Source organism: Sorangium sp. So ce693 (genome assembly GCF_051521375.1).
Classification (GTDB): Bacteria; Myxococcota_A; Polyangia; order Polyangiales; family Polyangiaceae; genus Sorangium; species Sorangium atrum.
Genome location: NZ_CP150347.1, coordinates 7,274,600 through 7,287,686 on the forward strand (window position 1 = coordinate 7,274,600; position 13,087 = coordinate 7,287,686).

The following is a 13,087-nucleotide window of genomic DNA, read 5'->3' on the forward strand; positions in this document are numbered from 1 at the left end:
TTTGGTGAGTTCCATTCATCCGAGAGCCGCGGCCGGCGGGACGGGGACGGCCGCGACGAGCGCGAACGCACCGGTCAGCACGGCCCGGCCGAAGAACTGCCCGCCCCGCGCGCCCAGCGCGAAGGAGCGGACCGAGGGCGGCGCCAGGCGCGCGCCCCCCGGCGGGAACGCGACGTCGATGTCCCGGAACGAGAACCGCGCCGGCAGCGCGAGCGCCCCCGTCTTGTAGAGCGCCTCCTTGGCGCTCCAGAGCAGCGTCTCGAGCGCGGCGCGCGGGGCGCCCGTCGCGGCGCCGCGCTCGAGGCCCTCGCGCTCGCGGGGGGTGAAGTGCTCGTCGGCGAAGGCCGCCGCGCGCGCCTCGACCCGCTCCACGTCGACGCCGACCGCGCGCGCCGTGGTGACCGCGGCCGCCGCGAGCTCGCCCGCGTGCGAGAGCGACAGCGCGAACGCGCCGTCCTCGAAGCACGGGCGACGACCGCACGGCCCCGTCACCGCGCAGGCGAGGTAGTCCGCGCGCGGGTGCGCCTCGAGCGCGGCCGCGTCCAGCGCGACCAGCGGCGCGCCGCGGCCGGCGGCGAGCTCCAGGCGCAGCCACTTCGCCGCGACGCGCGCGCACGCGGACTGCGCCCGCCGGGCCGGGACGCGCTGCGCTGCGCACGCGCGGCGCTCGCTGGCCGTCAGGTAGGGCTCGAGCCGCGCCGCGGCCTCGGCGTCCGCGCGCGCGACCGCGATCGCGAGCGGCGGCGTCACAGCGCCCTCAGCATCGGCGCCTGCGCCGCGGTGCGGGCGTCCGCGGCCACGCGCCCCATGACGCGCCCCTCGAGCCCCTCGACCTCCAGAAGCACGCCACCCGAGGGGTCGAGCGCCTGCGCCCACGCGCCGAGGACGCGGTCGCCCGCCACGGCCGGGACCGTGGCGACGAGCCGGATGGGGACGCCCGCGTCGCGGAGCGCGAGGTCGTTGCCCGCCGTCCCGAAGCGGATCCGGTCGACGCCGCCGGCGGCGCACACCGGGAACGCGCCCGCCTCGTCGCGGCGCAGCGTGCCCAGCGACAGGAGCGCGTCGAGCAGGAGGAACGGCGTGGCGGCCGCGCGCTGCCGCGCGAGGGCGCCGTCGGTCGGGAGGCGGAACCGGGCCTCTTTGAGCGCGGCCCCGAGCGCGAAGGTGCCGAGGTGATCGAACCAGCCCGCGTGCCGGACCGGCGAGCCAGGGCCCGCGTACGGGTCGCGCACCAGGGGCCCGTCGACCCGCCCGGCGTGACGCGGGACGAGGCCGGCGCGGCGGACGTGGCTCGGGCCGAGCTCGACCACGCATGTCGCGAAGACCACGCCGGCGCGGAGGGTCACGCCCGACCGGTGGACGAAGTCGCCGCGCACCTCGACAGCGCACGCGACGTGGCCGCCGGGGAGCCGCTCGCTGCGGGTCGTCACCGTGCGCACGGCGCGCGGCGCGTCGTCGGCGAGGCGCAGGAACTCGAGGAAGCGCACGTCGCGGACCTCGCGGACGAGCGCCCCGCCGCCCGAGGTCGCAAGCGCGTGCCGGACGGCCAGGTCGACGAGGAACGCCCCGGCCGCGACGGCGCTCGAGTGCGCCCGGTGGTCTGAGAGCCACGGATCGACGCGTGGATCGAGCGTCCACGCGCTCTCGGGCGCGCTCCCCGGCGCGCCGTCCGCCACAGCCGCCGCGACGATGCGCGGGGCGAAGCGCCCGATCTCGCCGTCGCTGAGCAGGACCTGGGCCGCGCCGGCGGGCGGCTCGGCGACGAGGTCGAGGAAGATCCGCCTCCCCTCCTCCGGCTCGACGCCCCGGAGCCCGCGCGCCGCGCCGAGCGCGCTGTACTCGGACCCGGCGGTCATGCCGACGCCGTTCCAGCCGAGCCACGCGATGCTCGACCACGGGCCTGCGCCCGCCTCGGCGGCGAAGTACGCCGCGGCGCGGTTCATCGCCTCGTTGGCCGCGCCGTAGTCCGGCTGCCCGTCGTTGCCGAGGACGCTGAACGCCGACGTGACGAGGTGGACGTGCGGGCGCGCGGCGGGCAGGTGGCGCGCGAGGGCGCGGCGGAGGTGGGCGAGGCCGGCGAGCTTCGTGTCGACGATCCGCTCGAACAGCTCCAGCGACTTCGACGTGAGCCGGCTCGACACCTGGATGCCGGCGCCGTGCACGACCAGATCGACCCGGCCGTACGCCGCCGCGACCGCCGCGACGGCGCGGTCGACGTCCTCGCCGCGCGTCACGTCGACGGCGTGGTAGTCGACGACGCGGCCGCCCGCGCCCCCGGCGCGCAGCTGGGCGAGGACCCGGTGCGCCTCGCGCGCCGCGCGGAGGCGCGCGTAGCGCTCGCGCAGGACGCCCATCCGCAGGCCCGGGCCCTCGCGCAGGGCCTCGGCGTAGAAGTCCCGCTCGTACGCGTCGAACTCCGCGTCGGTCATCGCGAGCGCGCGAGCCGAAGCGTCCTCCAGCCGCGAGCGGCCGAGGAGCACGGCGCGGCAGCCGAAGCGGTCGAGCAGGCCCTCGACGAGCTCCGCCGTGATGCCGCGCGCGCCGCCCGTCACGAGCACGACCGAATCGGCGCCGAGCTGCGGCACGGCGCGCGCGCGCGGCCTCGCGGAGGCGCGGGCGAGCTGCACGGTGTGCCGCGCGCCGCCGAGATCGACCACCTCCTCGGGAACGGCGGGCCGGGCGCGCCGCCACTCCTCGGAGAGCGCGCCGAGGGCGGCCGCGACGTCGCGCGCGTCGGTGTGGACGACGCGCACGTCGCCGCCCGGGAGCTCGCGCGCCAGGGACTTCACGAAGCCGCCGACCGCGCCGCTCACCGGCGCGAGCCGCCCGTGGAGGTCCACGGCGGAGGCGACGACGGCTGCGAAGGCCACCTCGCCGCGCGCGATGGCGCCGTGGTAGCGGCGCGCAGCGCCGAACAGCGCGCGCAGCACGGGCCTGTACGAGCCCGGCGCGCCGTCGACGAACGCGAGCGCGTCGGTGGCGCGGGTGAGCACGACGACCGCGTCGACGTCCTCGGGGGCCAGGGCCGCGAACGACGCGCCGAGCCGCGCTTCATCGCGGGCGTCGAGCGAGGGCGCACCGCCGGACGCCTCGGCCCCCGGCGCCGCGAGGTCGCGCGGGCTACCGGGCTCGGCCCTGTCGGGCGCATCCTCGACGGCGAGCGCGAGGATGCGCGCGCGCTCCTCGTCGGAGCGAGCGGCGCGCCGCACCTCCGCGGCGAGCGCCGCGTCGGTGCAGACGTAGAGGACGCGGGACGGGACGCGCGCCGCCGGCCCCGCCGCCGGCGCGGGGGCGATCTCGGGGACGAAGCCGTGGATCGGCGTGCCCGTCGCGAAGCCCGAGGCCGCTCGCGCCGGCGCGACGGACGCGGTCTCGGGGGGCGTGACCTGGACGGCGCGGGGATCGGACGGCCAGCGCACCAGGGCAGCGCCGTGCGCGCGCGCGCCGCGGATCGCCGCGTGGAGCTCGACGGCGCCTTCGGCCCCGCGCAGCCACGCGCTCGATCCGCCGACCGTAAGCTCGCGGGCGGCGGGGCGCGGCCCCTCCGCCGCGCCGGCGACGAGGTTCAGGCGAGCGAGCACCGGCCAGGCGTGGCGCGCCGCGGTGTCCTCGGTGCACAGCGCGACCAGCAGCGCCGCCTCGCCGACCGGCCGCGGGTCATGGGTAGCGGACGCGCCCCGCGCGACGTCGTCGCTGAAGGCGTTGACGGCCCCCGCGAGCACGACGTCGCAGTCCTCGTCGAGCACGAGATCGGCGGCCGCGAGCGCGTCGAGCAGCGAGGTCGCCGAGGTGTCGACGACGAAGTTCGGCCCGCGCAGGCCGAAGACGTTGGCGATGCGCCCGGAGATGACGTTGGGCATGTTGCCCGGCTGCGTGTACGGCCCCGTCGCCGGCGAGCCCGAGCGGAGCGCGCCGGCCGTCGCGGAGGCCAGCGCGGGGCCGACGCCGCGCGCGCGGAGCGCCCGCGCCACGCGGTCGGCGAAGATGCGCTCGTTGGCGCGGGCGCCGCGGCGCGTCTTGCCCTCGTGGCCGACGACGACGCCGATGCGCTCGCAGAGCTCGCGCGCGGGCAGCGCCGCGAGCGCCTCCTCCGCGGCCATCGCCGCGAGCAGCTGCGTCGGGTCCATCGCCTCGAGGGCGTCCGGGAGGACCGGCGCGCGGGCCGGCAGCCGGAGCGCGCCCTCGTCGAACGCGAGCACGTCCGAGGGGGCGCCCCCGGTCGCGCCGCCTGTGGCTGGGAACACGGCCCCGAGCCCGACGACACACAGCGCGCGGCATCCTCCGCGCGGGCGCGGACGCGCGGGGTGGCGGTCTGGGCGGTGCTCCTCGACGACGAGGTGGGCGTTGGTGCCGCCGAAGCCGAAGCTGTCGAGCGCGGCGCGCAGCGGGGCTCCGCCCTCGGCGATCCAGGGGGCGGCCGCCGTCGGGATGGCGAACGGCGAGCCCGCCAGATCGATGCGCGCGCTCGGCGCCTGGAACCCGTGCTGCGGGAAGAGCGTGCGCTCGCGGATCGCGAGCACGACCTTGATGAGCGACGCGACGCCCGCGGTCCAGCCCGTGTGGCCGAGCAGCGACTTGACGCTGCCCAGGGTGATGCGCGGGGCGCCCGCGCCGCCGGCGTCGCTCGCGAACACCTCGGCGAGCGCCTGGAACTCGGTGGCGTCGCCGACCGGGGTCGCCGTGGCGTGCGCCTCGACGTACTGCACGCTCCGCGCCTCGACGCCGGCCCGCGCGTGGGCACGCCGCATCGCCAGGGCCTGCCCGCGGCGCTGCGGCACCGTGACCGACGGGCTCGGGCCGTCGCTCGACAGGCCGCTGCCCAGGAGCACGGCGTCGACCCGATCGCCCCGCGATCGGGCGTCGTCGAGCCGCTCGAGCACGACGACCGCGGCGCCCTCGCCGAACACGACGCCGTCCGCGGACGCGTCGAAGGGGCGGCTGCCGGTCGCGGAGAGCCCGCCGAACTGCGAGAACTGGCACGCGTTCGTCGGGCCGGGCTGGTAGGCGCCGCCGGCGATCACGACGTCGGCGAGGCCGCGGCGGAGCATCGCGGCGCCCAGGTGCACCGCGTGCATCGACGACGCGCAGGCCGCGTCGACGACGACGGTGCGCGCGCCCTCCCCCACCACGTCGCGCACGACGCGCGCGAGCGGCTCGAGGTGGCCGCGGCACGCCGCGCGCCGCCCGGCGTCGAGCCCGAGCTCGGCTGCCAGCGCGTCCGCCGCGGCGGCGCGGGCCGCCTCGTCCGCGGCGGCGCGCTCGAGCGCGCGCTCGACGCCGAGCAGCAGCGTGGCCTCGTCGTGCTCGATCGAGCCGTCGGCCGTGGACCCGAGGAGGCACACGATCCGCAGGGGCGCGCCGTCGCGGAGCGCGGCCGCGTTCGCTCGGGCCTCGGCGAGCGCGCACGCCAGCATGCGGGCCGTCTTGGGCAGCCGATCGAGCGTGCGCGCGTCGTAACCTGTCTGCTCGGCGTACGGGCCGAGGGCGTCGACCGTGCCGACCAGCAGGCTGTACGTCTTGTCGGCGGCGCGGCCGCGGCTCAGGAAGTCGGTCGCGAGCTCCGGGTGTCGCTCGCCGGTGTCGGCGATCCCGCACGTGCCCGCGAGCAGCTGCGCGAGGTAGGCGTCGACGCCGCCGGCCCCCGGCAGCACAGCGCCCATGCCCACGATCGCGATCGCCGTGGCACCCGCAGCGGCGGCGTCGTCCTCGCGCGGGCTCGCGGCGGCGGCGGGGCTCGCGGAGCTCACGGCGGCGGGGCTCGCGACCTCGCGCGGGCGGCGGCCGTCCGCCGCCTCCTCCGGGAGCGGCGCGACCGCCGTGAGCGCGCGCCCCGCGGCGCGCAGCGCGTCGATCACGCGCCGGTGCTCGGCCACGACGTCCTCTCCGGCCCGGAACGTCGAGATCACGCGCAGATCGGGCCCGGGCGGCGCGCTCCGCCGCGCGAGCGCGGTCAGGGCGCCGCCGCCGCCGCACTCGACGAAGGTGCGGACCCCCGCCGCGTGGAGGTCCCGCACGGCCGCCTCGAAGTCGAGCGGCGTCACGAGGTGCATGGGGAGCAGGCGCGCGGGCGCGAGCGGGCCGTCGCCGTAGTGGACGCGATCGATCGGCGAGTACGTGGCCACCGCGGGCCGCGCCGCGCCGGCGCGCCCGAGGGCGCTCGCGAACGGACCGACCGCCGGCGCGAGCAGCGGCGAGTGGAAGGCGTAGCGGCTCGCGAGCACCGTCGCGCGGACGCCGGCGCCGGTGAGCCGCCGCTCGAGCGCGGCGATGCCGTCCGCCGTGCCCGACGCGACCGCCTGATCGGCCGCGTTGACCACCGCGACGAACACGTCGTCCCGGCCGAGCGCGTGCACCTCGTCGCGCAGGCGCTCCGCGCCGGTGTGGGCGGCGAGCATGCGGCCGGGCGGAGCGCCGCGGAGGGCGAGCACCCGGCGGCACACGACCTCGGCGGCCGTCGCCAGGGGAAACGCGCCGCCCGCGGCCAGCGCGGCGATCTCCCCGAGGCTGTGCCCCGCCACGATGTCCGGCTCGAGCCCGGCGGACCGGAGCAGCGCGACGGCGACGTGGTCCTGGACGAGGATCCCGAGCTGATCGAGATCGACGCACGCCTCGAGGGCGGCCCGCGCCTCCGCCTCGCCGGTGGTCACGAGCGCCGCGAGCGAGGCGCCGAGCAGCTCGCGCGCCGCGGGCTCGGCCGCGGCGACCGCCTCGCGCGCGGCATCAAAGCGCGCGTGGAGCGCTCGCAGGAGCCGGAGGTCGAACGAGCCCTGGCCCGGCAGGAGCAGCGCGATCTTGCCGGCGACACCGGCGCCGTCCACGCCCGCCGCGGCCTCCCTGGAGCGCCCCGGCGCCGCCTCCACGGCCGCCGCGGCCTCCGCGTCCCACCGCGCCCTGTGCGGGCGCGCCTCGTGGAGCGGCCCCCGAGCGACCTCGGCGGCGTGCCGGAGCACGCGCTCGGGGAAGAGCTCGCGCAGCGCGGAGCCGCCGCGCAGGCAGAGCTCGACGAAGCGCTGGTGCGGCACGCGCTCGTCGAGGGCCCCGACGTGCGCCGTCACCGACCTGGGCAGCGGCGCGAGCTCGTCGCTCGCCGAGGAGACGGCGACGATGCGCTGGTAGCCGCACGCCACGGGCTCGCCGTCGAAGCGGACCGTGCGGAAGTAGCCGTACGCGCTCGAGCGCGTCACCGCGCCGAGGGTCATGAAGATCGCGACGCGCTCGCCCACGCGCACCGGCGCGAGGTTCCTGCTGTACCCCTCGGTGGTGAGCAGCCGGATCGCGGCGCGATCCTCCTCATGCGGGAGCGTGCCGTCCGCGGCCTCGGCGAAGTAGAGCGTCTCGCGCGCGATGCACTGGAAGCGGAAGTTGGTGAGGTAGTGATGGCTGCCATAAGCCATGCTGTCCTCGAACTTCACGCAGTACGGAACGACGAAGAACTCGCCCATAGATCCTCTCCACGCAGCCCGCCCGCGCGCGGCGTCGACGCACGCCTGGCACCGGGTGCCAGCCGATGTCTCGTGCGCTCCTCACCGTTGCGCCGCTCGGGCTGTTCGAATAAGTGTACCTACACGTAAATGCGCAGAGCGCGCCGCAGGCCTATGGCCCCCGTCCGCGCGGGTGATGCCGCGATGCTCGCCTCAACGCCGCCATGGCCCTGGCGACTGATGACCGATCGATTCCAGCGATCGGCCAGCGCGCCGGGGCCGCCAGGACCGCCGACGCCGAGCAGGCGGTCGAGCAGACGAGGCGGATCCACGTCGTCGAGGACGAGATAGGTGTAGCTACACCTGAACGGATGTCAAGCCGCGATCCTGGCCGTGATTTGACGGACCCGGTCGAAACGGTGTAGATACACTGGTGACTGATTTTGCCCGCGCCGCCCAGATCATCGCGAGCCAGTGCGCCCTCGTGCGCGTCCGCCGCGCGTCGCGCGCGCTGACGCGGCTCTACGACGAGAGCCTGCGCGCGGTGGGGCTCCAGTCGACGCAGCTCACGATGCTCGCCGCGGTCGCGACGTGCGGCGACGAGGGCGTGCAGCTCAGCGCGCTCGCGGACGGGCTCGTCATGGATCGCACGACGCTCACGAGGAACCTCGTGCCGCTCGAGAAGGCGGGCCTGCTCCGCGTGGCGAGGGCGCCCGACGACGCGCGCGTCCGCATCATCTCCCTCACGCGCCAGGGCGAGCGCGCCATCGAGGCGGCGTTCCCGCTGTGGGAGCGGACGCAGAAGCACGTCCGCGAGCAGCTCGGCGAGGGCAGGGCCGACGCGCTCCGCGAGGAGCTCGGCCGCGTCGTGGCCCTGGCCACGCGGCCCGAGAAGGCGCCGGCGCACGAGCGGACCGAGCAAAAGTCGCGGCAGGGCAAGCGCAAGGCGAAGTGACGATCACCGGCGGCGCGATGAGCACGGCGAGGCGCCGATGGAGCGCCGTACGACGCGCGCTCAGCGCGCCTTGAAGGCCTGGAAGAAGACGTCCGCCTGCGAGTGCGTCTGACCCGCGATCGGGTCCGCGGGGCTCCTGGGCTCCGTGATGAGATTGCGCAGGTCTCCCCAGGCCGAATAGAGCCTCTGCCGCTCCGACGTGACGTCGAGATACTCGCCGAGGTTGTAACAGGGTGCGACGACCCGATCGAAGTTCGTCGTCGGGTAGTTGGCACCGACAGGCACGTCCAGCGGGATGTTCGTCGGCGAGAGGCGGAAGGAGGTGTCCGTCACCTGTTGCCTGTCGCCCTCGCCGAAGGATTCCCCGTATTCGAACGAGCTCGCCATCTCCACGTCAACGGACCTGTCGCGGTTCTGCGTATAGTAAACGATGTGCACGTCGCTCCGGCGCTTGCCGATGGTCACGGCCGGGAGCACGTGATGGATGTTCTCCCCGGCCCCGGAGGTGACGGGGATCGGCGACGTCCACGTCCGCCCGCGGTCATCCGAGCGAATGAGGAAGACGTTCGAGCCCGATCCCGCTTCGCCGAAGATCTCGCTGGTGGAGGCCGACCAGGCCAGGTAAACGATACCGCGGCGCACCGCGAGCGTCGGCTGAACGATGAGGCGCGAGGCGTGCACGTAGGTGGGCAGACCGAATCGCCCCCTGCGGCGCGGCCCGTCGGTGATGGCCAGGCGTGGACCGCCGACGTTGCCGCAATCGATGAGCTCGCCGGGCTGAACCACGGGCAGGAGGGTCGGGTCCGGGGCTCCCGCGAGATTGAACTCCACAAACTCGAACGTCTCGCCGGCGTCACGGGACACCAGCATCCGGATGAAATCGGCGTCCGAACCGCTGTACTGAAGGAATGGCAGGTAGAGCGTGCCGTCGTGGCGATCCACGACGGGGTTCGTGAACTGGATCGCGTTCTGCGGCAGCGTGGGATCCGGGTTCGCTTCGGGGGCGAAGACGACCTTGGATGTCCAGGTCTCACCGCCGTCGGTCGAGCGCGCGAAGCGGAGCTCGGTCCGGACGGGCGCCTCCGGGGGCTGGTAGCTGGTCCAGGTCACGTAGAGGTTGTCCCGGCGCCGGCGCACCGGGTCGGGGCCCACGGCCAGCCAGCTCTTGTCGGCGCCGTCGTCCTGGGCCACGAGCACCGCCTCGCTCCATGTTCGGCCGCCGTCGGTCGACCTGTTGGCCTGCACACCCAGCCGGCCCTCCGCGTCCGCGGTGAGCCCGGCGAAATGGAAGACCCCACGGCGATCCTCGCGCACGACAGGATCACCGAGCGTGGTCGTGCTCCCGGGCAGCGGAGGAATGAAGCCGCTCTTCCAGGTCACGCCGCCGTCGTTCGAGGTCGAGAAGCCGGAGCCAAAAAAAGTTTTGGGCACGATGGTGTTGTCGACCAGAACAGGCGTCACGCCGGCGGACGTGTTGTAGGCAACAACGATGTTGTGGTCATGCGCGGCGATCGAGGTCTCGCTCTGGGTCACCAGGACGAAGGGGCGTGTCGGCGGGTTGGTGCGAAACTTATAAATCTTGTCGAGCGCCGGATCGTTGACCTGAACGTTCTCTCCGATCGTCCGGATCGGCGGCGCGTATTCCGACCAGAGGGCCATCGGTCGCTCGGCAATCGTCGCCCGCGCGCGGTCTTCGAGCGTCGCGGGCGCGCCGAGGCCCGCGGCGCGAGTCGACAGCGCGACTCCGCTCTTCACCACGCTCCCGAGCGCGCGATCGTGGCCCTCGGCGAGCGGCGCCAGGTCGAGCTCCGGTCCTTGCGAGCACGCCGAAAGCGCGGTCAGGGCAGCGAAGAGTGGTGCAATATAAACGATGTTCGCTCGTAAGGAACGCATCCTACCTCCTTGGGCTGGGCGCTCCGTCGAGCACACGCTCGCGCTCGCGCTCATCGCCCGCGTCGAAGCGGCAACGCGGAGCTGCCGCCAATAGAGCGTTCCGCGGCAATCTGCGCTCGGCGACGGCTCCTCGCCCGGCCGAGCGATCGCGAGCTCGCGGAAAGCCCTGCTTACTACTCCGCACGGCGGAGTCGCGCAACTCACAAAACACGCGATATCCATCTTCGATTCGGACACTCGCTGGAGCGCGGACGCTCCTGGAGGGTCGCTGCGCAGGGATGAACAGACTGAAGATCTCGTCGCACCCGATCATCGACGCTGCGACGCCGAGCACCTCCAGCGTCGAGGTGACCGCGACGTCGAGGCGGCCACCGCGGCGCCGCCCGGCTTGGCCGCTGGGGCGGGGCTCCGCGGCGGGCGAGCATGGTCCCTTGACGGCTGCCGCCGGTCGGCCGGCGGGACGGCGCGGCGCGCCGGCGTCCCGCCCCGGACTGTTGTCACGGCGCGGCGCGCGGTCGGGCTCGTCGGCCCGGCCGTATGGTGTACGCTCCGGCCTGAGCGAGGCGCCCCCCATGAACGCGAGCGATCGACGCGCCCCCGGACCGAGCGCCGGCGAGGCCATCACGGGCCTCCTGCACGCCGCCCAGGAGGGCCAGAAGGACGCCGCAGACGCCCTCCTCCGCGCCGTCTATGCCGAGCTCAAGACGATCGCGCTGGCCCGCGTCCGCCACCTCCGCGCCGGGCAGACCCTCGGCCCCACCGCGCTCGTCCACGAGGCGTACGAGAAGCTCTTCCGGGACGGCGAGGCCCGCTTCCAGAGCCGCGCTCATTTCTTCGGCGCCGCCTCCCAGGCCATGCGCGACCTCCTCGTCGACTACGCGCGCCACAAGGCCGCCCGGAAGCGGGGCGGAGACCGGGAGCGCGCCCCCGAGGAGGACATCCACGAGCTGCCGCTCGCGCTCGATCTCCCCGTCGAGGACCTCCTCGCCCTCGACGAGGCCCTGCGCAAGATGAGCCAGGAGCACCCGCGCAAGGCCGAGATCGTGATGCTGCGCTACTTCGCGGGCCTGACCGAGGACGAGATCGCCGAGCTCTCGGGCGTGACGACGCGCACGGTCGAGCGCGACTGGCGCTTCGCCAAGGCGTGGCTCTACCGGGCGCTCCACGGCGGAGATGAGCCCGCCCCTTGATCCGAGCGAGGTAGAGGCGCTCTTCGAGGCGGCGCTCGACGAGCGCCACGAGCGCCGCCGGGCGTTCCTGGAGGCCCGGTGCGCGGGCCGCCCCGAGCTCCTCCGGGAGGTGTGGAGCCTGCTCCGGAGCGACGGCGCGCAGCCGGACGGGTTCTTGAAAGGCGCCGCAGTCGCCTTCCCGGACCGCGGCGAATCGCTGAGCCCGGGCGCGCGCGTCGGGCGGTTCACGGTGCTCGCCAAGGCCGGACAGGGCGGGATGGGCGTCGTCTATTCGGCCTACGACGCGGAGCTCGACCGCCGCGTCGCCCTCAAGCTCATCGCGCCGGGGGGGTTCGATCCCGAGGATCGGGCCCGCCTCGTGCGCGAGGCGCAGGTGATGGCCAGGCTCTCGCACCCGAACGTCGTCCCCATCTACGAGATCGGCGAGCACGAGCGGGGCGTGTTCGTGGCGATGGAGTTCGTCGACGGCCGGACGCTCCGCGACCTGCGCGGCGAGCAGCCCCGCGCGTGGGAGGCCGCGCTCGCCGCGGGGATCCAGGCCGGCCGCGGGCTCGCGGCGGCGCACCAGGAGGGGCTCGTCCACCGCGACGTCAAGCCGGACAACATCCTGATCGGCAAGGACGGCCGGGCGCGCATCGCCGATTTCGGGCTCGCGCGCCTCCATCTCGAGGAGGACCGGCCCCTCTCCGGCGGGGGCTCCGGCGCCGAGATCCCCGGGGAGGACGCGCTCCGCGCGCAGCTCACGGCCGGGAGCGCGTTCATGGGGACGCCCGCGTACATGGCCCCCGAGCAGGCCGAGCGGAGGCCGGCGACGGCGAGGAGCGATCAATGGAGCTTCTGCGCGACGCTCTACGAGGCGCTCTACGGGGAGCCGCCGTTCGAGGGGGAGGACGTCCGAGCGCGGCTCGACGGCGCGCGGCGCGATCTCCTGAGGCCGGCGCCGGCCGGCTCGAAGGTACCGGCGCGGGTCCGGGGCGCGCTCGCGCGCGGGCTCCGCGCCCGGCCCGAGGAGCGGTGGCCGAGGCTCGACGATCTGCTGAGCGTCCTCGCCGATGAGCTGGCGAGGAGCTCCGAGTTCGATCTCACGGTCTCCAGGCGCGAGCGCATCCGCTTCGGCCTCCTGATCGGCGCCCTCGGCGTCGTGATGGCGACGGTGGGCATCGGCCGCGTCGTCCCGGTGGTCCGCCCCGTGGACCTGTTCGCGATGGGCTGCGTCACGGCGCTCGCGGGGCTCACGCTGCTCCGGGTGTTCCGCCGCCCTCTCTCGAAGAGCGCGGTGAACCGGCGGATCGGCCACGTGGTGAAGGTGCTGCTCGTCGCGATGCTCCTTCACCGGGCGCTCGCCGTGATCACGGACGAGCCCGTGGAGCGCGCGCTCGCGACGAACCTGCTCCTCTTCGCGACCGTCCACGCGACGGCCGCGCCGAGCCTGCCGAGGGCGAGCTGGATAGCCGCCGCCCTCTGCGCGGCGTGCTCGGCGGCCGCCGCGGTCTTCCCGGAGCACGCCGCCGCGATCTACGTCACGGGCGTGCTGGGCTCGCTGACGCTCGCCATCGTGGTGTGGCACCGCGAGTAGCGCGTCATCGCCTGTCCCTGTCGATTCACGGCGTCCGGCTCGCGCTGGAACC

6 protein-coding genes are annotated in these 13,087 nt (G+C 75.3%); 3 read left to right on the plus strand and 3 right to left on the minus strand.

The window, feature by feature from the left end; genetic code table 11:
* Positions 1–15 precede the first annotated feature (15 nt).
* Together WMF14_RS27085 and WMF14_RS27090 are read right to left on the minus strand one after the other, a co-directional pair.
* Positions 16–750: a 4'-phosphopantetheinyl transferase family protein gene (locus WMF14_RS27085; protein ID WP_437790662.1), complete on the minus strand. Its 735-nt coding sequence runs from the start codon at positions 748–750 to the stop codon at positions 16–18.
* Positions 747–7,442: an SDR family NAD(P)-dependent oxidoreductase gene (locus WMF14_RS27090; RefSeq protein ID WP_437790664.1), complete on the minus strand. Its 6,696-nt coding sequence runs from the start codon at positions 7,440–7,442 to the stop codon at positions 747–749. Before WMF14_RS27090 ends, WMF14_RS27085 begins: the two co-directional genes overlap by 4 nt.
* Before the next feature lie 412 nt (positions 7,443–7,854).
* Between WMF14_RS27090 and WMF14_RS27095 the strand changes: the two genes are divergently transcribed.
* On the plus strand, positions 7,855–8,376 hold the full coding sequence (locus WMF14_RS27095; RefSeq protein ID WP_272093782.1) for a MarR family winged helix-turn-helix transcriptional regulator: 522 nt from the start codon (positions 7,855–7,857) through the stop codon (positions 8,374–8,376).
* Between the two features lie 60 nt (positions 8,377–8,436).
* Here WMF14_RS27095 and WMF14_RS27100 read toward each other — a convergent pair whose 3' ends face one another.
* Complete coding sequence (locus tag WMF14_RS27100) at positions 8,437–10,506, minus strand: sialidase family protein (protein ID WP_437790666.1); 2,070 nt, start codon at positions 10,504–10,506, stop codon at positions 8,437–8,439.
* Positions 10,507–10,841: 335 nt separating this feature from the next.
* Here WMF14_RS27100 and WMF14_RS27105 point away from each other — a divergent pair, with 335 nt between their 5' ends.
* Complete coding sequence (locus WMF14_RS27105) at positions 10,842–11,459, plus strand: ECF-type sigma factor (protein ID WP_272093784.1); 618 nt, start codon at positions 10,842–10,844, stop codon at positions 11,457–11,459.
* Entirely contained in the window at positions 11,443–13,035 is a 1,593-nt protein-coding gene (locus WMF14_RS27110; RefSeq protein WP_437790667.1) for a serine/threonine-protein kinase, read from the plus strand. The genes WMF14_RS27105 and WMF14_RS27110 overlap by 17 nt, the downstream gene beginning before the upstream one ends.
* The last annotated feature ends 52 nt before the right edge of the window (positions 13,036–13,087 follow it).